The sequence below is a fragment of the Winogradskyella endarachnes genome (assembly GCF_009741275.1).
GTDB classification, from domain to species: domain Bacteria; phylum Bacteroidota; class Bacteroidia; order Flavobacteriales; family Flavobacteriaceae; genus Winogradskyella; species Winogradskyella endarachnes.
On record NZ_WOWS01000003.1, the window covers coordinates 424,123 to 449,271 of the forward strand.

Genomic DNA, 25,149 nt, shown 5'->3' on the forward strand with positions numbered 1-25,149 from the left:
CATGTCTACACCACCCAAGTTAACAAGATTTAATCAAAATGTGTTGTCTAAATATCAAATATACAATAGTATATTTATGACCTTACCTTTTGATACCATTACAAAAACAGGAGCGCTTTTACCGCTGTTTCATGAAACTTGTAGAAAAGGATTTGCTGCCAAGGAAGATCCAACAACAATTGTAGATACCTTTTTTAAGAAATATCAAGCTCGTCGCTCATCTGAAAGTCAGATAAACCTGCTTTTTCGTTTTATTCAATATATTGAAAGACAAGTTGTATTGTTTGATGCTATTGAAGATGCTGCTTTTCCGGTTGTTAATAATATGGATGGTATTGGTACATTAAGAAGTTTGAAAGAAACCGTAACTGCTGACAATAAAATAGAAACACTTCGTAAATATCTAGAAGAGTTTAAAGTGCGAATTGTGTTAACAGCACATCCTACGCAATTTTACCCAGGTTCAGTTTTAGGGATTATTACAGATTTAACAGAAGCTATCCGAGAAAATGATTTATTAAGAATTAATGATTTACTAGCTCAATTAGGAAAAACTCCTTTTTATAAACACGCAAAACCATCGCCATTTGATGAAGCTGTAAGTTTAATTTGGTATTTAGAAAATGTATTTTATAAATCCTTTGGAAGTATTTACGATTATATTCAGCAAAATATCTTTGATGGAAAAGATATAGATAATGATATTATAAATATTGGATTTTGGCCAGGAGGAGATAGAGATGGGAATCCATTTGTAACGCCAGAAATAACATTAAAAGTGGCAGATAGGTTAAGACTTTCAATTATTAAAAATTATTACAGAAATGTAAGACAATTAAAACGAAAGTTAACATTTGAAGGTGTTGAAGATAGAATGATTAAGTTAGAGTATGAGCTATATAATATCATAACCAATGAGCCTTCAAGTCTAACTTTAGATTATTTTATTTCAGAATTAAAAGCTGTAAAGCAAACTATTATTGATAAGCATCAATCTTTATATGTTGATGAAATTAATAGTCTTATTAATAAGACCCATCTATTCGGATTTCATTTTGCTAACTTAGATATAAGACAAGATAGTAGAAAGCACGCCAAGTTTTTTAATGATATGGTAGATGCTTTAATAGATAGTGGAAGCGATATTTTTCCAGAAAATTATCATGATTTACCTGAAAACAAACAAATAGAAATTTTGTCTAAAGTAGAAGGGCGTGTCGATTTATCGTTAATTAAAGATGAAGAAACTTTGAAGGCTTTAAACACTATGAAAGTGATTAAGACCATTCAAGAAAATAGTGGTGAAAAAGCAGCAAATCGATATATAATTAGTAATAACCAAACGACTTTAAATGTAATGCAATTGTTTGCAATGTTAAAGTTAGTGGCTTTTCATGATAAATTAACCGTTGATATTGGTCCTTTATTTGAAACTATTACAGATTTAGAAAATGCGCCAAAGGTGATGGAAGAGTTGTATACTAATCCAGAATATGCAGCCCATTTAAAAGCTAGAGGTAACAAGCAAACTATAATGTTAGGTTTTAGTGATGGCACCAAAGATGGTGGTTATCTAATGGCCAATTGGGCTATATATAAAGCAAAAGAAAACCTTACTAGAGTATCTAGAGAGTATGGAATTAAAGTAATTTTCTTTGATGGTCGTGGAGGGCCACCAGCTAGAGGTGGTGGTAAAACGCATAATTTTTATGCATCTTTAGGACCAACCATTGAAGATAAAGAAGTGCAGTTAACGATACAGGGACAAACTATTAGTTCAAATTTTGGAACGTTAGAATCTTCTCAATATAATTTAGAGCAATTAATAAGTTCTGGTATAGGAAATAGTTTAAGCGATACTGATTTAAGTATGCAGCAAAATGATAGAGATGTAATGACGGATTTAGCTAATCGTAGTTATGAAGCGTATTCTAATTTTAAAGCCCATCCTAAATTTATTTCGTATTTAGAACATATGAGTACTTTAAAATACTATGCTAAGACTAATATTGGTAGTCGTCCATCTAAGCGTGGTAAATCTGACGGTTTGGTGTTTGCAGATTTAAGAGCAATTCCTTTTGTTGGTTCATGGAGTCAATTAAAACAAAATGTACCAGGATTTTTTGGGGTAGGTACAGCCTTAAAACATTATGAAGATAATAATGCTTTTGAAAAAGTTCAAGATTTATACACAAGTTCTAGCTTTTTCAAGACATTAATAGAAAATAGTATGATGTCTCTATCAAAATCATTTTTTGATTTAACTAGGTATATGGCCGAAGATAAAGAGTATGGCGAGTTTTGGAATCTAATTTATGAAGAGTATGAAACTACTAAGCGTCTTATATTAAAACTTACTGGTTATACCGAGTTAATGCAAGAGGAGCCTTCAGGAAAGGCATCAATTGCTGTGCGAGAATCTATAGTGTTACCATTATTAACAATTCAACAATACGCTTTAAAGAAAATACAAGAATTGGAAAAAGCTGATGTTAAAGATGAGGAGCAAATAAAAATATTTGAAAAAATGGTGACACGTTCTTTGTTTGGAAATATTAATGCTAGTAGAAATTCGGCTTAGAAAATTTCTAATTAACCTATAACCTATAAGAGAAGCTTGTAATTTTTATTTACAAGCTTTTTTTATAAAGGTTAATAGTTACTTTCAAGCCTATTAAATTTAAAGAAAAAACCTTCAAAAGATAACTTTTGAAGGTTTTTTTATTAAGCGTTTATTAATCTAATCGCTTATATAAATAGGTAAAAACGGGTATTTATCTTGCTCTTTTTCCTGGGTATGCAATTTCACCGTGCTCAGAAAGGTCAAGACCAACAGTTTCTTCTTCTTTTGTAACTCGAAGTCCCATTGTAGATTTTAAAATTTTAAGAATAATAAAAGATAAAACTACAGACCAAACAGCGTATGCTAACACTCCAGTTGCTTGCGCTCCTAGTTGTGTAAATCCACCTCCATTAAATAATCCAATACCTTCATCTCCATTGATTCCCCAAAGACCAATTACTAAAGTTCCCCATGCACCAGCAACACCGTGCACAGATGCAGCTCCAATAGCATCGTCAATTTTTAATTTCTTTTCAATGAATTCTATAGAGAAAACAACAATGATACCGCCTATTAGTCCTGCGAAGACTGCTCCAATTGCAGACATGTTTCCACACCCAGCTGTTATACTTACTAAACCTGCAAGTGCACCATTTAATGTTTGTGGTAAATTAGGTTTTCCGTACCAAATCCATGTGGTTACTAGTGCTCCTAATCCACCAGCTGCTGCTGCTAAATTTGTAACTAAAACAACATTTGATGCTCCAATAGCGTCAGCACCACCCCAAGCTAATTGAGATCCACCGTTAAATCCAAACCATCCTAACCAAAGGATAAATACACCTAAAGTTGCAAGTATTTGGTTGTGTCCTGGTATTGGCATTACTTTTCCATCTACATATTTTCCAATTCTTGGTCCTACCATAAAAGCAGCAACTAAAGCAGCCCATCCACCTACAGAGTGTACAATTGAAGAACCAGCAAAATCAATAAACCCTAGGTTTGTTAACCAACCAGACCCTTGCCATTGCCATCCACCTGCTATTGGGTAAATAAGAGCAGTCATTACAATAGAAAATATTGCATATGTAGAGTATTTTGTACGTCCGGCAATTGCTCCAGATACAATTGTAGCAGCAGTAGCGGCAAACATTGTTTGGAATAATAAATCAGCACCTTCTCCTTGCATTATTCCACTCCAGAAAAACCATCCGTTAGAAGTGTCACCATACATTAAAGAATAACCAATAAACCAATAGGTTAATGATCCCACACAAATATCTAGTAAATTTTTCATTGCAATATTTGCTGCGTTTTTAGATCGTGTCATTCCTGTTTCAACAAGCGTAAAACCAGCTTGCATAAAGAAAACTAAGATGGCTGAAAGTAGCATCCATAGCATTCCCATATCGCCATTTATTGCAGCTACTGCAGCTTCCACTTCGGTAGGTTCAGGAGCAGCATCTTGTACTGCGATTAGACTTGGGATAATTGTTAATAAATTATTTATCATAATAATTGGTGTTAGTTAGTTTAATTTTTAAAATGAATAGATCGCTGCTACTGTAAATGCACTTAAGCTACTAGCTGCTGCGCCATCATTATCTATTACATTACCATAAATTCCTCCATCTGCATCAGTAAGAGAATCTAATCTAAATTCTGGTTTAATAATTAAGTTGCTGTCTACAGAGTAGCTACCTGTTAGAGTTAAACCTAAAACACTTTCGTCATTGTTGGCGTCACCATGCAATGCAAAATATTCACCTCTTAAGCCAATACTAAATTCATCAGATGTTGCAAGTTGAGGGTAAAGAGCAGCGCCGTAAAAACCGCTTCCATCGTTATCATTGTATGCAGCGTTGATACCTAAGAAAAATGAGTCAGATAAATCAAAACCACCAGTGTAGTCAATTTCAAAACCTAATCCTCCATTATTTCCACTGTCATAATATAGGTTTAAGTACTGTCCTGAGTAACCTAATTGAGCGCCAAAAGAATATTCACCTGTGAATGAAGTGTCATTAGTATCCCATGGATTCATAACTGCTAACATTAAGCTAAAATCCTCAGATAATGCAAAATCTGCTTTTAATCCAACATGAGAAAATGGCCCGCTAGAAAATAAGTAAGATGTGCTATAGTTAAAGTTTGCTGCAGGAGCAATCACTTCATATCCTAAAAACGTATTAAAACGTCCCATAGTCAAAGTTGTATTTTCTGATATGTTGTAGTAAACATATGCTTGGTTAACTATACCATCTACAATATCGTTACTAAAAGTTGCTCCAGCACCACGTGGTCCCGTAACTAAATCTAAAACGGCACCTACTTTTCCATTCTCATAACTTGCAATTATGTTTCCCATACCTATGGCAAAACCAGTTTGGTTAGCAAAGGCAGTACCAAAAGATGCGCCAGCATCATCTGGAGCAGATAAGTAAGTTTGGTAATACGCATCAACGCTTCCACTTAGTGAAAATGACTTCTCTTCAGTCTCTTCAGTTTCTTGCGCTGTTAAAACTACTGACATTAACAGTAGAGTAAGAGAAAAAATTTTTTTCATAATAATATATTTATAATAGTTAGTTCGTGTCAAATCTATGTAAACTTTAATTACACCCTATGAATTTAAGGGTATAAATAATTATTTTTATGAATATTGAATTTTAGACCCCAATTTTTTTGGGGTAAAAATTAAAAAGGCTCTTTTTTTTGAAATATCAATAATTGCCAATTTGAGAATTTGAATAAAAAAAATTAAAATTTATAATAATCATTTATAATTTTAAGTGTTATGAAATCGTTTTCGCAACTTTTGAGTCTTTTTTTTGAGTATTTGATATTAGCCGATTCTTAGTATTTTTTAAATTTATTGAAAGATTTTCATTCAAAAAGAAGTTTACTATTGATATGCCAAAACTCATTCAACTATTTTTTTAATAATTTTTTTGCTTTTATCTTGGGCTTAAATAAAGGATAGAACCTTTAAAAAATTAGTGAAATATGTTTAAAAAACAAGGACTCTATTTACCGGAATATGAGCATGAAAATTGTGGCGCAGGATTTATATGTAATCTCAAAGGAGAAAAGACAAATCAAATTATACATGATGCCTTAGAAATACTAGTAAAACTAGAGCATAGAGGTGGTGTAAGTGCAGATGGAAAAACAGGTGATGGTGCAGGCCTTTTAATCGATATTCCTCATGCGTATTTTAAGCGTGTATGTGGGTTTAAAGTACCTGTAAGAGGTAAGTATGCTGTAGGTATGGTTTTCTTACCAAAAAATAGAAATCAGTATAAGTTTTGTAAGGATACATTTGAGAAAGAAATTATAGCACAAGGACTCACGGTTATTGGTTGGCGAGAGGTGCCAGTAGATTCTACACAATTGGGTGAAATTGCATTGGCTTCTGAGCCTAATATAGAACAGCTTTTTGTTGGGAAATCTAACGAAGTTTCGGAGGCAGATTTTAAGGCTAAACTTTATGCTGCGCGTAAGGTAACTGAACATGTGGTGAGAAAATCTAAGATGTCGCAAAGCTCTTATTTTTATGTGTCGAGTTTGTCTATGAATACGCTTATATATAAAGGTATAATTATGCCAGAAGATATTGGGCTATATTATAAAGATTTACAAGAGGACGATTTGGTAACACGTTTGGCACTGGTTCATCAACGCTTTTCCACTAATACAATGCCTACATGGGAATTAGCCCAGCCATTTAGATTTATGTGTCAAAATGGAGAAATAAACACACTTCGCGGAAATGTTAGTAGAATGCGTGTACGAGAAGAAATAATGAAAAGTGATGTTTTTGGTCCTCAAATAGAAAAATTATTTCCAATAATACTTCCTGGTAAATCAGATTCTGCATCAATGGATATGGTTGTGGAATTGTTAACTCATACAGGTAGGTCTCTACCAGAAGTAATGATGATGATGATACCAGAAGCTTGGGAAAAGCACGCTACTATGTCTCCAGAGAAAAAAGCATTTTATGATTATAATGCCTGTATAATGGAACCTTGGGATGGGCCAGCTTCTGTACCGTTTACAGATGGTAATTATATAGGTGCGCTTTTAGATAGAAATGGTTTAAGACCATCGAGATATACCGTTACAAAAAGTGGTAAATTAATAATGTCATCAGAAATTGGTGTGGTAGATATAGAACCAGATGATATAGAAAGTCATGGTCGTTTAGAGCCAGGAAAAATGTTTCTAGTGGATATGAATCAAGGCCGAATTATTAATGACGAAGAAATAAAAAGTAAGATTGTTAAGGAAAGACCATACCAAGAATGGCTAGATAAAACTAGACTACATTTAAAAGATATTCCATATACAGGAGAAACTTGTCCTATTGAAACGTTAGATATAAAGACGAGGCAACGCTTATTTAATTACACCTACGAAGATATTCAAGAGGTGATTACTCCAATGGCTCAGAAAGGAAAAGAAGCCTTAGGGTCTATGGGGATTGATACGCCTTTAGCAGTTCTATCTAATCAACCACAACTTATTTCAAACTATTTCAAACAACTTTTTGCTCAAGTTACCAATCCACCATTAGATGGAATGAGAGAAGAAATTGTCACTGATATTAGTCTTAATTTAGGAAAAGATAGAAATATATTTAGTATCACCGAAAGGCAATGTAGAAAGTTGAAAATACAAAATCCAGTAATTTCAAATGATGATTTAGCTAAAATTAGAAACATACAAGTAGAAGGTTTTAAGGCAGAAACCATTGAAATGTTATATCAAAAAGATAGAGGTCTTAATGGTTTAGAAGACGCTTTAGACGGTATAATTATTCAAATTGAAAAAGCGTTAATACGAAAAACAAATATCATCATATTATCAGATAGAGGAGTTAGTAGAGAAATGGCTCCAATACCGCCATTGTTGGCCTGCTCTTATGTAAGTCATCAAATGAATCGCTTACGTAAACGGTCTTATTTTGATATAATTATTGAGTCTGCAGAACCACGAGAGCCGCATCATTTTGCAACTTTATTTGGTTATGGTGCAAGTGCAGTTAACCCTTATATGGTAAATGAAATTATTAGAATGCAAGTTACTGATGGTTTTATTACAGATATGGATGAGCAAAAAGCCGTAGATAATTTTAATAAAGGTATAGGAAAAGGCCTATTAAAGGTAATGAATAAAATAGGTATTTCAACTTTACGTTCTTACAGAGGTTCTCAAATTTTTGAAATTGTTGGTTTTAATTCTCAATTTGTAGAAAAATATTTTCCATATACAGCTTCAAGAATTGAAGGGATTGGCTTATATGAAATTGAAAAAGAAATCGATAAACGTCACCAACATGCTTTTCCTGGTAATATACTAGACAAACGTTTAGGTTTAAATATTGGTGGTGATTATAGATGGAGACGAAATGGAGAAAAGCATCTATTTAATCCAACAACAGTTGCAAAATTACAGCAAGCCGTGCGCTTAAGTGATCAAGCCAGTTATGATGTTTATGCAAAAACAATTAATGAGCAATCTAAAAATTTAATGACCATTCGTGGATTGTTTGAATTTAATAATATAGATCCAATTCCTATAGAAGAGGTAGAACCTTGGACGGAAATCGTAAAACGTTTTAAAACAGGAGCGATGTCTTATGGTTCAATTTCTAGAGAAGCTCACGAAAATTTAGCAATTGCCATGAACCGAATTGGAGGTAAATCTAATTCTGGAGAAGGCGGAGAAGACAGAAGACGTTTTCAGCCAGATGTTAATGGAGATAGCAGAAATTCAGCTATTAAGCAAGTGGCTTCAGGTCGTTTTGGAGTAACGTCTCATTACTTAACCAACGCAAAAGAAATTCAAATAAAAATGGCTCAAGGTGCAAAACCTGGAGAAGGTGGGCAATTGCCAGGTGAGAAAGTATTACCGTGGATTGCAGCAGCTAGAAATTCAACACCTTTTGTAGGCTTAATTTCACCACCTCCGCATCATGATATTTATTCTATTGAAGATTTAGCACAATTAATATACGACTTAAAAAATGCTAATAGAGATGCAAGAATCAATGTAAAACTAGTATCAGAAGTTGGTGTTGGTACAATTGCAGCTGGAGTTGCCAAAGCCAAAGCCGATGTAGTCCTTATTTCGGGTTACGATGGTGGTACAGGTGCTTCGCCTCTAACATCTTTAAAACATGCTGGTTTACCTTGGGAACTAGGTTTAGCAGAAGCGCAACAAACTTTGGTGCTTAATAATTTAAGAAGTAGAATTGTAGTAGAGTGCGACGGACAATTAAAAACAGGAAGAGATGTTGCAATAGCAGCATTATTAGGTGCCGAAGAGTTTGGTTTTGCAACTGCTCCACTTGTGGCATCAGGTTGTATAATGATGCGTAAATGTCATTTAAATACATGTCCGGTTGGTATTGCTACACAAGATAAAGAGTTGCGTAAAAACTTTAAAGGTACACCAGAACACGTTATTAATTTCTTCTATTATATCGCAGAAGAATTAAGAGGTATAATGTCGGAGTTAGGATTTAGATCTATGGCAGAAATGATTGGTCAAACTCATAAAATAAATGCTAATAAAGCTATTCAACATTACAAAGCCAAAGGATTAGATTTATCTTCTATTTTACATAGGCCAGAAATTTATAATAAGTTGACGGTAAAGAATACAGAAAGGCAAGAACATAATTTAGATAATGTTCTAGATTTTAAAATCTTGAAAGATTCGCATCGTGCATTATATAGAAAAGAACAGATGACCTTATCTTATCCTATAAAGAATACCAACAGAACTGTTGGAGCAATTGTTAGCAATGAGATTTCAAAAATATATGGTCACTTAGGATTGCCAGAAGATACTTTAAATATCAATTTTACAGGGTCAGCCGGACAAAGTTTTGGTGCATTTGGTGCGCATGGTCTTACGTTCAACCTTCAAGGAAATACAAATGATTATTTGGGTAAAGGATTATCTGGAGCTAAATTAATAGTAAAGAAACCTGAAAAGGCGGATTTTAAAGCAGAAGAAAATATCATAATTGGTAACGTGTGTTTATTTGGTGCTGTTGAAGGTCAGGCTTATATCAACGGAATTGCAGGAGAGCGTTTTGCAGTGAGAAACTCGGGTGCAATTGCAGTTGTAGAAGGAGTTGGTGATCACTGTTGTGAATATATGACTGGAGGAAAAGTGGTCGTTCTTGGTAAAACCGGTAGAAACTTTGCAGCTGGTATGAGTGGAGGAATTGCATATGTATATGACCCAGAAAACAAATTTAAAAATGGCTTGTGTAATATGGAAACTATAGAATTTGAGAAGATTCTAAAGAAAGATGCAAGCGATTTAAAATCTATGATAGAAGCACACGTAGCATACACAAACAGTGATTTAGGTAAATCTTTATTAAAAGATTGGGAGACAAGTTTAAATCATTTTGTGCGCGTTATGCCTACGGAATACAAACGTGCTTTAAAACGTTTAGAGACAGAAGAACAAATGGTAGAAGAATTAGAAACAGTATAGGATAATGGGAAAAGTAACAGGTTTTAAAGAATTCGAAAGAAAAGATGAGTCATACAAACCCGTAAAGGACCGTGTAAAACATTACAATGAGTTTACAGTGCCTTTAAAGGATAAAGACATAATTGAGCAAGGGTCACGTTGTATGGATTGTGGAATTCCATTTTGTCATAGTGGTTGTCCGCTTGGTAATTTAATTCCAGATTTTAATCATATGGTTCACCAAGGAGAATGGCAAAAGGCTTCTTGGATTTTGCACTCAACAAATAATTTCCCGGAGTTTACAGGGCGTTTATGTCCTGCACCATGTGAAAAAGCTTGTGTTTTAGGGATTATTGAAGATCCAGTTTCTATCGAGAATATAGAAAAAAGTATTGTAGAACGAGCCTTTAAAGAAGGTTGGATTAAACCACAGCCACCAAAAGTTAGAACAGAAAAAACAATAGCGATTGTTGGTTCTGGTCCTGCAGGTTTGGCTGCTGCTCAACAATTAAATAGAGCTGGTCATACAGTAACTGTTTTTGAGCGTGATGATGCTATTGGTGGATTGTTGCGATACGGAATCCCGAATTTTAAAATGGAAAAAGGCATCATTGATCGACGTTTAGCTATTCTTAAAGCGGAAGGTATTGTATTTAAAACCAATGTTAATGTTGGTGTAAACTATGATGTTGAAGAATTGAAAAAATTTGATGCAGTTGTGCTTTGTGGTGGTGCAACAGAAAGAAGAAGTTTGCCAACTCCTGGAATTGATGCAGATGGCGTAGTACAAGCTATGGATTTTTTAACACAACAGACTAAAGTGGTATTTGGGCAAAAAATAAAAGATCAAGTTTTAGCAACTGGTAAAAATGTGATTGTTATTGGAGGTGGAGATACAGGAAGTGATTGTATAGGAACCTCTAATCGTCAAGGTGCAAAATCAGTTGTAAATTTTGAAATAATGCCAAAACCGCCAGGTCATCGCTCGCCAACGACTCCATGGCCATATTGGCCACTGCAGTTAAAGACTTCAACATCTCACAAAGAAGGTGTAGAACGTAACTGGTTAATCAATACAAAAGAGTTTGTAACCAATGCAAAAGGAAAATTAACAGCTCTAAAAACGGTTAATGTAGAATGGGAAATGATTCCTGGAGAACGACCTAAATTAATAGAAGTTCCTGGTACAGAAAAAACTTGGAAATGCGATTTAGCCTTATTGGCACTTGGATTTACTGGGCCAGAATCAACACTTGCTGAGAAACTTGGTATAAAACGAGATGCGCGCTCTAACTATAAAGCTGAATACGGAAAATATCAAACTAATATTCCAAATATTTTTACAGCAGGAGATATGCGAAGAGGGCAATCTCTAATTGTTTGGGCAATTTCTGAAGGTAGGGAAGCTGCTAGACAAGTTGATATTTACCTAATGGGAAAATCAGATTTGGCTACTAAAAATGAAGAAGGTGATTTGGTAGGACTATAATTAAAAACTTAATAAATAAACTTCTACTACTATACAATTTTAAGGGTCAGTCTATTATTAGGGTAGAAAGTAAAAGCATCTGGAAACAGATGCTTTTTTTATTTTGTAACTAATACCAGTTGCACAATAATGTTTACTTTTAATATAAGTAGTTTATTAATTACGTTTTCAAATTGTAATAGAATAAAAAGAGGACATCAATTTGATGTCCTTTTTTAGATGCGTTAACTATAAGTTTGGTTGAGGGGTTAACCTTAAATATGGCTTAACTTCTTTGTGTCCCTTCGGAAATAATTCTGGAATTTGTTCATTGGTCACAGCAGGTGAGATTACGCAGTCTTCTCCGTTTTTCCAGTTTGCAGGAGTCGCAACCTTATGGTAAGCTGTTAATTGTAAAGAATCTACTACTCTTAATAATTCTTCAAAATTTCTACCAGTTGAAGCAGGATACACAATGATTAATTTTACTTTCTTATCAGGATCTATAACAAATACAGATCTAACGGTTAAATTATTGTCTGCATTTGGATGAATCATATCATACAAATTTGAAACTTTTTTATCTTCATCTGCTATAATAGGAAAATCTACAGACGTGCTCTGTGTTTCATTAATATCTTTAATCCAGCTTTTGTGAGAGGAAAGACCATCTACACTTAAAGCTATGGTTTTTACATTTCTTTTTTCAAATTCACTTTTGTATTTCGCAACAGTCCCTAATTCTGTTGTGCAAACAGGTGTGTAATCCGCTGGATGAGAAAATAATATTCCCCAACTATCGCCTAACCAATCATGAAAGTTGATTTCTCCTTCTGAAGTTTGTGCTGTAAAGTTTGGTGCTTCATCACCTAATCTAATTACGCTCATATTATTTAATTTTTAAAGATTAATATTTTTTAAAACTCTTAACGTTTAAATTATTTGTTGCTTTAGTCTCTTATTTTGGATATTTCTTATTGATTTTATCCAAACATAAATTATGAATACTTCCAATATGCGAATGTTCTTTTCCTAAATCGGGTTGATACGTTCCGTCTTGTACTTGGCTACCAATTTTTTGATAGGCTTCTCTAAAACTCATACCATCAACTACCAAATTATTGATGCTATCTACCGTAAATAAGTATTGGTATTTCTCATCGTTAAGGTCAATATCTTTTACAATGATTTGCTGAATGGCATACGTAAAAATGTCTAAAATGTCTTTTACATCTTCAAAAGCATTGATAATGTTTTCTTTTAATAATTGAAAATCTCTATGGTAGCCACTTGGTAGATTATTCGTGATGAGTAGCATTTCAGAATGTAAAGCTTGAATTTTATTGCACTTACCTCTAATTAATTCAAACACATCAGGATTCTTTTTGTGTGGCATAATGCTACTTCCTGTGGTTAATTCATCTGGAAATGTAATAAATCCAAAATTCTGACTCATATACAGACAAATATCCATTGCAAATCGTGCCATGGTATTACACAAACCACCTAAGGCACTCGCAATAGCACGTTCGCTTTTTCCTCGGCTCAATTGTGCTGCAACTACATTATATTTTAAAGTTGAAAACCCTAATTCTTTTGTTGTAATTTCTCTATCTATAGGAAATGAACTTCCGTAACCAGCGGCCGAACCTAAAACATTTTGATCGGTAATTTTTGATACAGCATTTAAAACGTAAACATCATCAATTAATAATTCCCCATAGGCCGAAAACCACAATCCGAAAGAGGATGGCATGGCAACCTGTAAATGTGTATAACCAGGTAAAAGTTTTGTTTTATGTGTTTCAGCAAGGTCTAAAAGTGTATCGAAAAACGTCTTCGTTTTATCATTTATGATTTGTAAGTTTTCTTTGTAGTATAACTGAAGTGCGACTAAAACTTGGTCGTTTCTAGAACGTGCGGTGTGTATTTTTTTTCCGACATCGCCTAAGGTTTTTGTAAGCTCGTGTTCAATTTTAGAATGTACATCTTCAAAGGTGTCTTCAATAGTAAATGTGCCAGCTTCAATAGATTCTGCTAAAACCTTTAATCCTGATTTTAATTGTTCTAATTCATCCGAACTAATAATTCCGATAGTTTCTAACATAATGGCATGCGCTAAAGAGGCTTGCACATCGTATTTTGCAATATGCATGTCAATTTCTCGGTCGTTACCAACGGTGAATAATTCTATTTTTTTATCTATTGAAAAGCCTTTGTCCCAAAGTTTCATAATATATTCCTTCGAAGGCAGTCCCGAAACCATCGGGATGCCTTCATTTTTTAATTATACTTAATTCTTTATTCTTAGCTTAGACCTGCTAGGTCTATCGTCTTTTTTGTCATTCCTGCGAAGGCAGGAATCTATTTTTAAATTTCAGTTTGTGTTTGGATTCCTGCCTTCGCAGGAATGACAGCATCTTACAATACCTTCTCCAACAACTTAATATACAAATCAACACCTTCTTCAATCTCAGCCAAATAAATAAACTCATCTGCGGTATGCGAACGCGTGCTGTCTCCTGGTCCTAATTTTAAGGACTGACAAGTTAAAACAGATTGGTCAGAAAGCGTTGGCGAACCGTAAGTTTCTCTTCCTAATGCAATGCCTGCTTTTACTAGTTCATGATGACTAGAAATTGAGGATGAATTTAATCGTAAACTTCTAGCAGTAATACTAGAACATGGCGATTTTTGAGTTAAAATATCTGCAATTTCTTGATTGGTGTATTTGTCATTTACACGTACATCAATAACTAAATCCACTTCTGCTGGTACAGCATTGTGTTGTTTGCCTGCGTTAATTTGTGTAACGGTCATTTTTACATCGCCTAAAACTGGTGATTTTCTTTCAAATTTATACTCTTTAAACCATTTTAAAACATTAATAGTATTGTAAATGGAATTATCATTATTTGGGTGAGCAGCATGGCTAGCGGTTCCTTTTACTTTAGCATCAAAAACCACCAAGCCTTTTTCGGCGATGGCTAAATTCATTAAAGTGGGTTCGCCAACAATGGCCACATCGATTTTTGGGATGATACTTAACATACTATTTAGTCCGTTTGGACCACTGCTTTCTTCTTCAGCAGATGCCACAATAACTAAGTTGTAGTTGAGGTCTTTTTTATCGTAAAAATATGTGAACGTTGCAATTAAAGATACCAAACATCCACCTGCATCATTACTGCCCAAACCGTAAAGTTTCCCGTCTTCTACAATGGCTTTAAATGGGTCTTTAGTGTAACCGTTGTTAGGTTTTACCGTATCGTGATGCGAGTTTAATAATAAGGTTGGCTTGCTGTCATCAAAATATTTGTTGGTAGACCAAACATTATGATTATTCCTTTTAAAAGGGATATGGTGTGTTGTAAACCAATTTTCAATGAGCAATGCCGTGTTATCTTCTTCAGAAGAAAATGACTGTGTTTCTATGAGTTGCTTTAATAAAGCAATGGCTTCAGTTGTTAGTTTTTCAATCATTTTGTGATGGTTGTATGTTTGTTGTTGGTATGGAAAAGCATCTCTGATTTTCCGATACAAACTTTTTGAACGTTTTTATTTATAGCGTGAAAACAGTTATCTAATTTAGGTAGCATGCCTTCGAAAATGATATTGTTTTCTTTTAATGTTTTGTAGCTTTCTATGTTGATGTTTTCGATAACGGAATCCTCATTTTCTACATCTTCAAGCACACCATTTTTCTCAAAACAATAGTATAATTCAGTGTTGAAAACGGTAGATAAGCCAATCGCTAATTCCGAAGCAATCGTATCGGCATTGGTATTTAGTAATTGGCCGTTTTCGTCATGAGAAATTGCACAAAATACAGGCGTAATGTTATTGTTTAGTAATACTTCTAAAGCGTCAGTGTTTACTTTTTTTACATCGCCAACAAAACCGTAATCTATGGTTTTAATAGGTCGTTTTTCTGAAACAATAGTGTTGCCATCTGCACCAGAAAACCCAATAGCATTGCAATGATGCGCCTGTAATTGCGCTACAATGTTTTTGTTGATTTTACCTGCGTAAACCATGGTAATAATATCTAAAGTCGCTGCGTCAGTAATACGTCTACCTTCATGCATTTTTACTGGAATATTCATTTGTTCGGCTAATTTAGTGGCTATTTTTCCACCACCATGCACCAAAACTTTAGGGCCAGATATGGTTGCGAAATCTTTGATGAATTCAGCTAAGGCTTCTTCGTTATCGATGATGTTTCCACCTATTTTTATGACTTTTATTGTTTTCATATTATTAATTTTTTGTCATTCCCGTGAAAACGGGAATCCACAAATGTTAATTTTAGATTCCTGCCTGCGCAGGAATGACAATGGATTATCATCATAGTTTTTCTAAAATCTGCTTCAACACTATTTGCGCAGCATAAGTTCTATTGTTTGCTTGTTTAATAACTACAGATTGTTCGCTGTCTAAAACCGCATCTTCTACAATTACATTTCGTCTTACAGGTAAGCAATGCATAAATTTTGCATGTCCTAATTTAGCTTTAGTGAGCATCCAATTGTTATCTTGATTTAATACTTTTCCATAATCGTTATAACTGCTCCAGTTTTTTACGTACACAAAATCGGCATCTTTTAAAGCGTCTTCTTGGTTGTAATTTATGGGTGTGTCTTTAGTGATTTCTTCGCTTAATTCGTAACCTTCAGGATGTGTAATAGTTAAATCTACTTCTAACTCTTGCATCATTTCTACAAACGAATTGGCAACCGCTTGCGGTAAAGCCTTTGGGTGAGGTGCCCAAGACAGTACTACTTTTGGTTTTGCTTTCTCTGTAAGTTCAGTTATGGTTATAGCATCAGCCAAAGCTTGTAATGGATGGGCCGTTGCACTTTCCATGTTTACAATTGGCACTGTTGCATATTTTTTAAAATTATTAAGAATGTATTCCGATTCGTCTTTTGCTTTATCTTGAAGTGTTGGAAAAGCCCTCACAGCAATGACATCTGCGTATTGCGAAATGACCTGAGCTGCCTCCTTGATGTGTTCAGATTTATCCATATTCATTATGGTGCTATCTTCAAATTCTAAATTCCAAGCATCGTTGATGTTTAAAATCATCACTTCCATACCTAAGTTTTTTGCAGCTTTTTCGGTACTTAATCGTGTTCTTAAACTCGAATTAAAAAAGAGCATTACTAAGGTTTTGTGTTTTCCTAAATCTTGAAATTCAAATGGGTTCATCTTTAATAAAATGGCATCCTTAATAGTTTCAGAAAGGTTGGAAATATCTTTTATTTTGGTGTAGTTTTTCATCTTTGTGCCCACGAAAGTGGGTAACTGTTTAATTAAACTAATTCTTTTTCTAAAGCTTCAAAAAATACGTCAATATGCTTTTTCTGAATGGTTAAAGGTGGAAGAATCCTTAATAAGTTAGGATTTTTAGCACTTCCTGTAAAAATATGGTGGTCAAAAATTAACTTCTTCCGTAAGTCTGAAATTGGAAAATCAAATTCTAAACCTAACATTAATCCGCGTCCTTTAATCGATTTTAAATGTGGTAAAGACTTTGCTTTTTCTTGAAAATAGTCTGAAATTATTTTAGCATTTTCCATTAACTTTTCTTCTTCCAAAACTTCTAAAACAGAACGTGTAGCTGCACATGCCAAATGATTACCGCCAAAGGTTGTACCTAATAAGCCAAAAGATGCTTTAATATTTGGATGAATTAAAATGCCGCCAACCGGAAATCCATTGCCCATGCCTTTGGCTATAGAAATAATATCTGGTGATATGTTGTGTTTTTGAAAAGCAAAAAAGTCGCCAGTTCTTCCAAATCCAGATTGTACTTCATCAGCAATTAAAGCGGTATTATATTGTTTACAAAGTTTGTCTAAACCTTGGTAGAATTCCGTTGTACTTTGGTCTAAACCACCAACACCTTGGATAAATTCAACGATAACAGCACAAGTTTGGTTTTGTTTTAAGATAGTTTCAACAGCTTCTAAATCGCCTAATTCTACGAAATCAACTTCTTGTTGTGCGTTTATAGGTGCCACAATTTTAGGATTGTCGGTTGCAGCAACAGCAGCGGACGTTCTACCATGAAACGAATTTTTAAAGGCCAACACTTTGCTTTTACCATTATGAAACGATGCTAGTTTTAAAGCATTCTCGTTGGCTTCTGCACCAGAATTACATAAAAATAACTGGTAATCTTTACAGCCAGATAAGGCTTCAAGCTTATCCGCTAATTCAACTTGCATTGGGTTTTGAATAGCATTACTATAAAAACCAAGTTTGCTGACTTGATTAGAAATAGCAGCAACATATTTTGGATGTGAATGTCCGATTGAAATCACAGCATGTCCTCCGTAAAGGTCTAAATATTCAACATTTTTATCATCGTAAACGTAAATGTCTTTTGCGCTTACTGGTGTAATGTCGAAAAGTGGGTAAACATTAAATAAACTCATATCTGCTCTTTTTTAATGTTATTAATCTTATTAAATGAAGCTACCATACCTTGTATAAGAGAAGAGCTCAGTCCTTTGTGTTCCATTTCGTTGAGTCCTTCAATAGTACAACCTTTTGGTGTGGTTACTCTATCAATTTCTTCCTCTGGATGATTACCATTTGTAATTAATAAACTTGCTGCACCTTCACTGGTGTACATGGCTAGTTCTTGGGCTTCTTTAGCATCAAAACCTAACTGAATGGCAGCTTGTGTTGTTGCTCTGATGAGTCGCATCCAAAATGCAATTCCGCTAGCGCAAACCACAGTTGCCGCTTGCATTTGTGATTCAGGAATAGCTAATGTATGTCCTAATCTGTCAAAAATCGCTTCGGCAATTTTAAGGCGTTTTGTACCTTTTTCATTGCTACACATGCAAGTCATAGATTTACCAACCGCAATGGCTGTATTTGGCATAGCTCTAATGATGAATTGGTCTGTACCAACAATAGCTTCAATTTTAGGAATAAGGAATCCGGTTATGGTCGAAATTAAAACGTGTTTTTCTGTTAAATACGGTTTAATATCGTTTAAAATGGTTTCAAAATGTCTGGGTTGTATAGCGAATATTAGAATATCGGATTGTTTTACGGCTTCAATATTATCTGTGGTTAAATGCACGTTTTTATACCCTTCTAAATCTTGAATATCGTCCAAGTTACGTTTGGTTAAATACAATGTGGTTATGGCGTTGTTAGTGATGAGCCCTTTTGCAATGGACTTTCCTAAGTTTCCTGTTCCTATGATTGCTATTTTCATCTTTTTAGTAATTAGTGTATGGTTGATAGTGTTTTGTATGCACTTAAACTCAATAATGATGCTTGGTTTATGTTTCTACTTTTTAGTTATTACTGCTTTCGCAAGAATGACAGAAGTTTAAAAATAATTTGCTTTTAATTGTAAACCTTCGGTTTCTATAAAACCATGCATTAAATTCATGTTTTGTATGGCTTGTCCTGAGGCACCTTTCAGTAAATTATCAATGATGCTTGTTACTAGTAATTTGTCTTCATGTTTGTGTAAATGAAGGATACATTTATTAGTATTCACAGCTTGTTTTAAATGAATGTCTTCATCCGAAATAATTGTGAAAATGGCATCTTTATAATAAGCCTTATATAATTGTTTGGCGTCTTCTAATGTGCCTTCAAATTTAGTGTAAAGCGTAGCAAAAATGCCTCTTGAGAAATTACCACGATTTGGCATAAAGTTGATATCAGAATTAAAACCAGATTGCAATTGGTTAACCGTTTGATTAATTTCTCCTAAATGCTGATGTGTAAATGCTTTGTAATGCGAAAAATTATTATCTCTCCACGTAAAATGAGTGGTTTTAGATAGCGATGTTCCTGCACCTGTGGCACCAGTAACAGCATTGATATGTATATCGTTTTGTAAAACTTCAGCTTTTGCTAATGGTAATAACGCTAGTTGAATGGCTGTAGCAAAACAACCAGGATTGGCAATATAATTCGCCTGTTTTATAGCATCTTTATTCAATTCTGGTAAGCCGTAAACGAATTCTTTTCCTTCAAAATTTTTATCAGCTACTAATCTGAAATCATTACTTAAATCGATGATTTTAGTGTGGTCTGAAAATGAGTTTTTTTCAAGAAAAGCCGTAGAATTTCCATGACCTAAACACAAGAATAAGACATCGACTTCTGAATTGATGCTGCTCGTAAATTCTAAGTCCGTAGAACCAATTAAATCTTGATGGATTTTATGAATTTTGTTTCCTGCATTAGAGGTACTGTAAATGAAATTGAGGTTCGTTTTAGGATGGTTAATTAATAATCTAATTAACTCACCTGCTGTGTATCCTGCGCCTCCAATAATTCCTATTTCTAATTTTTTCATCTTAATGACCGTGAAAACGGTTATCTTTTTTGATTATAATTTGTTTAGACCTGCTAGGTTTTAAAAACCTGCAAGGTCACGAAATGACTAATTATTCACCTGCTGATAAATCTTATTTTGGTTACCAACTATTTTAATGAAGCCTTTAGCTTCATCTGCTGTCCAGCCTTTATTTTCTTCACCGTAACTTCCGAATTTAGCACTCATTAAATCGTGTTTAGAAGAAATGCCATCTAAATCAAAATGATAAGGCTTCAAGTTTACAAAAACATCGCCTGTTACTTTGTCTTGACTACTTTGTAAAAAAGCTTCCATATCGCGCATTACTGGGTCTAAATATTGACCTTCATGCAGATGCATTCCGTAGAAATTGGACATGTAATCTTTGTGTTGTAATTGCCATTTGGTTAGTGTGTGCTTTTCTAATAGATGATGTGCTTTTATTATAATTAAAGCAGCAGCAGCTTCAAAACCAACGCGTCCTTTGATACCAACAATAGTATCTCCAACATGAATATCTCTTCCAATGGCATAAGCTGAAGCGAGCGTGTTTAGCACTTCAATATTAATTTCAGGACTATTTTCTTCTCCATTTATTGCTACTAATTCCCCTTTAGAAAAGGAAAGCACTACTTTTTCTGGTTCGGTATGTTTTAATTGCGAAGGAAATGCAGATTCTGGCAAAGGTTTTTCAGAAGTCAAGGTTTCAGAACCACCAACACTAGTTCCCCAAAGTCCTTTGTTTACCGAATATTTAGCTTTTTCCCAAGACATGTCGATGCCGTTGTCTTTTAGGTAATCAATTTCTTCTTGTCGGCTTAAACTTCCATCTCTAATAGGCGTAATAATCTTAATGTTTGGTGCTAAGGTTTGAAAAATCATATCAAAACGCACTTGGTCGTTTCCTGCACCTGTACTTCCGTGTGCAATGTATTCAGCATTAATACTTTTTGCATATTCAATAATTTCAATGGCCTGAATAATACGTTCTGCACTCACTGAAAGGGGATAGGTATTATTCTTCAATACATTTCCAAAGATTAAATATTTAATTACTTTATCATAATACGAAGCAATGGCATCAATATTCTTATAAGTAGACACTCCCATTTTATATGCGTTTTGCTCAATAGTGGCAATTTCTTCCTGAGAAAATCCTCCAGTATTGACACTTACAGCATGCACGTCGTAACCTGCTTTACTTAAACTTACTGCGCAATAGGATGTATCTAATCCACCACTGTATGCTATAACTAATTTCTTACTCATTTGTTTTATCTTTTTTTAAGAACATAGATTGTTTTAAATTTTTCAACCTTGTCCAAGCTTTTTTATCGTAATTGTGTTCTTTTGGTTTTGATTCTTCTGTTTTTTTAGGGTCGTAGAGCATACCTGTACATAGGCACATTTTTTGTTCTGTTCTTGTTAAAACATCGAAGTTTTTACAGGTTTGGCAACCTTTCCAGAAGGATTGGTCATCAGTTAATTCTGAAAACGTCACAGGTTTATAGCCGAGTTCGCTATTCATTTTCATAACCGCTAAACCTGTGGTGATACTAAAAACTTTAGCGTCTGGGAATTTAGTTCTAGAATGTTCAAAAATGACTTTCTTAATCTTTTTGGCAAGACCGAGATTTCTAAAATCTGGGTGAACAATTAAGCCCGAATTGGCCACAAATTTACCATGGCTCCATGCTTCTATATAGCAGAATCCAGCGAATTTATCACCATCTAAAGCAATAACAGCATTGCCGTTTTCCATTTTGGTAATGATGTATTCTGGTTTACGCTTAGCGATACCAGTACCTCTTACTTGCGCGGCATCTGCAATAGTGTTGCATATCGTTTCTGCGTATATGCTATGTGATTTATCAGCAATGACAATTTTCATTGTAATTGAGTTTTAAATTATAAAATTTTATGTTTTGCGGTTTGAAATCGGAACTGGACTCACCTTTAGTTCCATGAGAAATAGAATACCCTTACGGGCGACGCAGAAATTCACGGCGTACCAATACATTGTTATTTGGTGAAATAACTACGGGATTAAAAAACGATATCTGTAAAGGTGTATTCAATGTGGTTAAATAAAAATAGGTTACTAATTGGCTTGGTTTTGAGCATTAGCGACGTCGCTCAGAAAGTATTGAGCGTGTGGGTGAAATTACCCTATTTTTATTTATTGTTAAAATCATACTACAAAACTATAAATTAATTGGTTACTAAGACTCGTTTTGTTTCATTTTTAATGAAATTTTACGAATTCGATATTTTAATGGCTTGAAATTCAATTATAATTCAAGATTCTTGGGTTATAAGATGTAGTCTGTGTTAACAAAGTTTGATGCCTTTGAATCTAATAAGTTATTTAGAATAGCATTATTATAGTCATTGTCTTTGGAAGCTACAAAAGTTCTAATTGAAAATGAGCGTAATGCATCGTGTACACTTAAAGTTCCTACGGCCGAATCTTTACGGCCTGTAAATGGATATACATCAGGTCCACGTTGACAAGAACTGTTTAAGTTTACTCTGCATACTAAATTTACTAAAGTGTCGATTAAAGGTGCTAATGTTTTTACATCTCTTCCAAATAAACTGACCTGCTGTCCGTAATTAGATTCTGCCATATCATCTAAAGGTTCTTCTATGTCTGAGAATGGTACTATAGGAATTATTGGTCCAAACTGCTCTTCTTGAAAGACTTTCATTTCCTTTGTCACCGGAAACATAACGGCAGGAAAAATATAGTTTTCTGTTGTTTCTCCACCTTTAGTATTGATTATTGAAGCGCCTTTCTCAATAGCATCATCAATTAAACCTTGAATGTACAGTGGCTTGTCTGGTTCTGGCAATGGTGTAAGTTTTACGCCTTCTTCCCAAGGATTTCCAAATTTAAGCGCATCTACTTTAGCCGAAAAACGTTTATTGAATTCTTCTACAATTGCTTCATGTACGTACAAAACCTTTAAGGCTGTACAACGTTGGCCGTTAAATGAAGTAGTGCCGGCAATACATTCGTCTATGGCCAAATCTAAATCTGCATCTGGTAAGACTATGGCAGGATTCTTAGCTTCTAATCCTAAAACCAGACGTAGTCTGTTGCTTTTAGGATGTTGCGTTTGTAAAGCGTTGGCAGACTTACTGTTTCCTATTAATGCTAAAACATCTATTTTACCAGTTTGCATTATTGGTGCAGCAACTGTTCTGCCACGTCCATAAATAATATTTACCACACCTTTTGGAAAGCTATCTCTGAATGCTTCTAGCAATGGCGAAATTAGGAGAACACCATGTTTTGCGGGTTTAAAAATAGCGGTGTTTCCCATGATTAATGCCGGAATGAGCAGTGCAAATGTTTCATTTAAAGGATAATTGTAAGGCCCTAAGCAGAGTACAACACCTAAAGGGCCTCTTCTAATGTGTGCATGTACGCCATCGTGTTTTTCGAATTTGGCGCTGTTTCGGTCCATTTGTTTATAATCTTCAATGGTATCGTAAATATATTCAACGGTTCTGTCAAATTCCTTTTGAGAATCAGGAAGCGTTTTGCCAATTTCCCACATTAATAATTTTACAACTTCAGAGCGCTTGGTTTTCATTTGTTCTACAAACTTTTCCATGCAAGCAATTCGGTCTACAACTTTCATTGTGGGCCATAACCCTTGTCCTTTATTGTATGCTGATACCGCTGAATCTAGAGCTCTTATGGCTTCTTTTTTTCCAAGTGTAGGGATTGTACCTAATAAGGTTTTCTGGTAATCTGGTCTTGGTACAGATGATATCGTTGAATATACATTTGAAGTTTCGCCTCGCCAAGGTATTAATGCACCTTCTACTAGGTAGGTGTTTTGTTCAACTAAATTATTAATTTGATATTTTTCTGGAATGGCATTAAATGTAGAGGACATAATGACTTATTTAAGTTTCTTAAAAATACAAAAAATACCGCATTACTTCGGTTAAATCAATGTTAAGCTATACTAGAAACTGAAATAAATCTGGCTTATCATTTAAGTAATCACCAAAAAAATTATGTTGTTTCATTTTAGTAATCAATGGTTCAAGGTCTGAGGGTGATTTAAGTTCTAACCCAACAACGGCGACATCATTTTCTCTATTTACTTTTTTGGTGTATTCAAAATGTGTAATATCATCAGTTGGTCCCAAAATATCTACTACAAATTCTCGTAATGCACCGGCACGTTGTGGAAATTTTATAATAAAATAATGTTTTAGATTAGCGTATAATAGAGCACGTTCTTTAATTTCTGGTGTTCTTGTAATATCATTATTGCTTCCGCTTATAACGCATACTACATTTTTGCCCTTTATTTCTTCAGAAAATTGTTCTAGTGCAGAAACGCTTAAGGCACCAGCTGGTTCTACAACAATGGCGTCTTTATTGTATAATTCTAAGATGGTTTGGCAAATTTTACCTTCATCCACAAGTACTACATCGTGTAAATTTTCTTTACAAATAGCAAAATTTAAATCACCAACACGCTTAACGGCTGCGCCGTCTACAAAATTTTCAATTGCAGTTAATTCAGTATTTTTATTATTTTTTATTGAAGTGAGCATGGAAGGTGCGCCCTTGGGTTCTACTCCAATAATTTTTGTTTGAGGTGATAAAATTTTAAAAACTGAGGATAAACCTGCTGATAGTCCACCACCTCCAATTGGTACAAAGATGTAGTGGATTGGGTGTACTTTAGTTTGGTCTATAATTTCTAGACCAACTGTTGCTTGTCCTTCAATAACTTTTTCGTCGTTAAATGGATGAATGAATGTTTTGTTTAAACGGTTACATTCTTCTATAGCAGCGTGATAAGCATCGTCAAAGGTGTCACCAACTAAAACAACATCTATATAAGCTTCACCAAACATTTTTACTTGTTCTATTTTTTGGTTTGGCGTTGGTGAAGGCATAAAAATGGTGCCTTTTATTTTTAATAATTTACATGAAATTGCTACACCTTGTGCATGGTTCCCAGCACTTGCACAAACGATTTCGTTTGCTTTTTGAGGTTCTGTTAAAGAAGATATTTTGTTGTATGCTCCACGGATTTTATAAGAACGGACTTCTTGTAAATCTTCTCTTTTAAAAAATACATTTGCACCAAATTGCCTAGAATATTGCGTGTTTTTAATTAATGGTGTTACAGAGGCAATTCCATTAAGTCTTTTAGCCGCAGCTTCAATGTTTTTTAGTGATGGTTTATATATGGTTGTGGCTTCTTTCATTTAATGTAGCAACGTTGCACTATTTTAACT

At 34.3% G+C, this 25,149-nt stretch carries 17 protein-coding genes; 3 read left to right on the top strand and 14 right to left on the bottom strand.

Annotation, left to right across the window (positions count from 1 at the left end):
* Position 1: 1 nt before the first annotated feature.
* The gene (locus GN138_RS10160; protein WP_157363724.1) at positions 2-2,581 is read left to right on the top strand and encodes a phosphoenolpyruvate carboxylase; all 2,580 of its coding nucleotides are present in this window, start codon (positions 2-4) and stop codon (positions 2,579-2,581) included.
* Positions 2,582-2,774: 193 nt separating this feature from the next.
* Here the strand turns inward: GN138_RS10160 and GN138_RS10165 are convergent, their stop codons facing one another.
* Both GN138_RS10165 and GN138_RS10170 read right to left on the bottom strand, forming a co-directional pair.
* On the bottom strand, positions 2,775-4,076 hold the full coding sequence (locus tag GN138_RS10165) for an ammonium transporter (protein WP_157363726.1): 1,302 nt from the start codon (positions 4,074-4,076) through the stop codon (positions 2,775-2,777).
* Positions 4,077-4,103: 27 nt separating this feature from the next.
* Complete coding sequence (locus GN138_RS10170) at positions 4,104-5,129, bottom strand: outer membrane beta-barrel protein (RefSeq protein ID WP_157363728.1); 1,026 nt, start codon at positions 5,127-5,129, stop codon at positions 4,104-4,106.
* A 440-nt stretch (positions 5,130-5,569) separates the two neighbouring features.
* Between GN138_RS10170 and gltB the strand changes: the two genes are divergently transcribed.
* Together gltB and GN138_RS10180 are read left to right on the top strand one after the other, a co-directional pair.
* The gene (gltB, locus tag GN138_RS10175) at positions 5,570-10,084 is read left to right on the top strand and encodes a glutamate synthase large subunit (protein ID WP_157363729.1); all 4,515 of its coding nucleotides are present in this window, start codon (positions 5,570-5,572) and stop codon (positions 10,082-10,084) included.
* A gap of 4 nt (positions 10,085-10,088) precedes the next feature.
* Positions 10,089-11,552 carry a glutamate synthase subunit beta gene (locus tag GN138_RS10180; protein ID WP_157363731.1) on the top strand — a complete coding sequence of 488 codons (1,464 nt, stop codon included), beginning with the start codon at positions 10,089-10,091 and terminating at the stop codon, positions 11,550-11,552.
* 228 nt (positions 11,553-11,780) lie between these two features.
* Here GN138_RS10180 and GN138_RS10185 read toward each other — a convergent pair whose 3' ends face one another.
* The 12 genes from GN138_RS10185 to ilvA all read right to left on the bottom strand — a co-directional run bounded on the left by GN138_RS10185 (position 11,781) and on the right by ilvA (position 25,119).
* Entirely contained in the window at positions 11,781-12,419 is a 639-nt protein-coding gene (locus tag GN138_RS10185) for a peroxiredoxin (RefSeq protein ID WP_157363733.1), read from the bottom strand.
* Between the two features lie 70 nt (positions 12,420-12,489).
* Complete coding sequence (gene argH, locus GN138_RS10190; RefSeq protein ID WP_157363735.1) at positions 12,490-13,764, bottom strand: argininosuccinate lyase; 1,275 nt, start codon at positions 13,762-13,764, stop codon at positions 12,490-12,492.
* A gap of 188 nt (positions 13,765-13,952) precedes the next feature.
* Complete coding sequence (locus GN138_RS10195; protein WP_157363736.1) at positions 13,953-15,014, bottom strand: M20 family metallo-hydrolase; 1,062 nt, start codon at positions 15,012-15,014, stop codon at positions 13,953-13,955.
* Positions 15,011-15,787: an acetylglutamate kinase gene (argB, locus tag GN138_RS10200; protein WP_157363738.1), complete on the bottom strand. Its 777-nt coding sequence runs from the start codon at positions 15,785-15,787 to the stop codon at positions 15,011-15,013. The genes GN138_RS10195 and argB overlap by 4 nt, the downstream gene beginning before the upstream one ends.
* Before the next feature lie 91 nt (positions 15,788-15,878).
* Positions 15,879-16,814 carry a Rossmann-fold NAD(P)-binding domain-containing protein gene (locus GN138_RS10205; RefSeq protein WP_157363740.1) on the bottom strand — a complete coding sequence of 312 codons (936 nt, stop codon included), beginning with the start codon at positions 16,812-16,814 and terminating at the stop codon, positions 15,879-15,881.
* Positions 16,815-16,846: 32 nt separating this feature from the next.
* Complete coding sequence (locus GN138_RS10210; protein WP_157363742.1) at positions 16,847-17,974, bottom strand: aspartate aminotransferase family protein; 1,128 nt, start codon at positions 17,972-17,974, stop codon at positions 16,847-16,849.
* A complete protein-coding gene (gene proC / locus GN138_RS10215; RefSeq protein ID WP_157363745.1) occupies positions 17,971-18,771 on the bottom strand; it encodes a pyrroline-5-carboxylate reductase in 801 nt (266 codons plus the stop codon). The genes GN138_RS10210 and proC overlap by 4 nt, the downstream gene beginning before the upstream one ends.
* A 117-nt stretch (positions 18,772-18,888) precedes the next feature.
* The gene (gene argC, locus GN138_RS10220) at positions 18,889-19,872 is read right to left on the bottom strand and encodes an N-acetyl-gamma-glutamyl-phosphate reductase (protein ID WP_157363747.1); all 984 of its coding nucleotides are present in this window, start codon (positions 19,870-19,872) and stop codon (positions 18,889-18,891) included.
* Positions 19,873-19,959: 87 nt separating this feature from the next.
* Positions 19,960-21,141, bottom strand: coding sequence for an argininosuccinate synthase (locus GN138_RS10225; protein ID WP_157363749.1), 1,182 nt, complete (start codon positions 21,139-21,141; stop codon positions 19,960-19,962).
* On the bottom strand, positions 21,134-21,763 hold the full coding sequence (locus GN138_RS10230; RefSeq protein WP_157363751.1) for a GNAT family N-acetyltransferase: 630 nt from the start codon (positions 21,761-21,763) through the stop codon (positions 21,134-21,136). Before GN138_RS10230 ends, GN138_RS10225 begins: the two co-directional genes overlap by 8 nt.
* Positions 21,764-22,184: 421 nt before the next feature.
* Positions 22,185-23,783 carry an NADP-dependent glyceraldehyde-3-phosphate dehydrogenase gene (locus GN138_RS10235; protein ID WP_157363753.1) on the bottom strand — a complete coding sequence of 533 codons (1,599 nt, stop codon included), beginning with the start codon at positions 23,781-23,783 and terminating at the stop codon, positions 22,185-22,187.
* 67 nt (positions 23,784-23,850) lie between these two features.
* The gene (gene ilvA / locus GN138_RS10240) at positions 23,851-25,119 is read right to left on the bottom strand and encodes a threonine ammonia-lyase IlvA (RefSeq protein ID WP_157363755.1); all 1,269 of its coding nucleotides are present in this window, start codon (positions 25,117-25,119) and stop codon (positions 23,851-23,853) included.
* Positions 25,120-25,149 lie beyond the last annotated feature (30 nt).

Bases quoted from the DNA above. Each gene is read 5' to 3' on its own strand.
- GN138_RS10160 (WP_157363724.1), top strand. From the start codon at position 2: ATGTCTACACCACCCAAGTTAACAAGATTTAATCAAAATGTGTTGTCT.
- GN138_RS10165 (WP_157363726.1), bottom strand. From the start codon at position 4,076: ATGATAAATAATTTATTAACAATTATCCCAAGTCTAATCGCAGTACAA.
- GN138_RS10170 (WP_157363728.1), bottom strand. From the start codon at position 5,129: ATGAAAAAAATTTTTTCTCTTACTCTACTGTTAATGTCAGTAGTTTTA.
- gltB (WP_157363729.1), top strand. From the start codon at position 5,570: ATGTTTAAAAAACAAGGACTCTATTTACCGGAATATGAGCATGAAAAT.
- GN138_RS10180 (WP_157363731.1), top strand. From the start codon at position 10,089: ATGGGAAAAGTAACAGGTTTTAAAGAATTCGAAAGAAAAGATGAGTCA.
- GN138_RS10185 (WP_157363733.1), bottom strand. From the start codon at position 12,419: ATGAGCGTAATTAGATTAGGTGATGAAGCACCAAACTTTACAGCACAA.
- argH (WP_157363735.1), bottom strand. From the start codon at position 13,764: ATGAAACTTTGGGACAAAGGCTTTTCAATAGATAAAAAAATAGAATTA.
- GN138_RS10195 (WP_157363736.1), bottom strand. From the start codon at position 15,014: ATGATTGAAAAACTAACAACTGAAGCCATTGCTTTATTAAAGCAACTC.
- argB (WP_157363738.1), bottom strand. From the start codon at position 15,787: ATGAAAACAATAAAAGTCATAAAAATAGGTGGAAACATCATCGATAAC.
- GN138_RS10205 (WP_157363740.1), bottom strand. From the start codon at position 16,814: ATGAAAAACTACACCAAAATAAAAGATATTTCCAACCTTTCTGAAACT.
- GN138_RS10210 (WP_157363742.1), bottom strand. From the start codon at position 17,974: ATGAGTTTATTTAATGTTTACCCACTTTTCGACATTACACCAGTAAGC.
- proC (WP_157363745.1), bottom strand. From the start codon at position 18,771: ATGAAAATAGCAATCATAGGAACAGGAAACTTAGGAAAGTCCATTGCA.
- argC (WP_157363747.1), bottom strand. From the start codon at position 19,872: ATGAAAAAATTAGAAATAGGAATTATTGGAGGCGCAGGATACACAGCA.
- GN138_RS10225 (WP_157363749.1), bottom strand. From the start codon at position 21,141: ATGAGTAAGAAATTAGTTATAGCATACAGTGGTGGATTAGATACATCC.
- GN138_RS10230 (WP_157363751.1), bottom strand. From the start codon at position 21,763: ATGAAAATTGTCATTGCTGATAAATCACATAGCATATACGCAGAAACG.
- GN138_RS10235 (WP_157363753.1), bottom strand. From the start codon at position 23,783: ATGTCCTCTACATTTAATGCCATTCCAGAAAAATATCAAATTAATAAT.
- ilvA (WP_157363755.1), bottom strand. From the start codon at position 25,119: ATGAAAGAAGCCACAACCATATATAAACCATCACTAAAAAACATTGAA.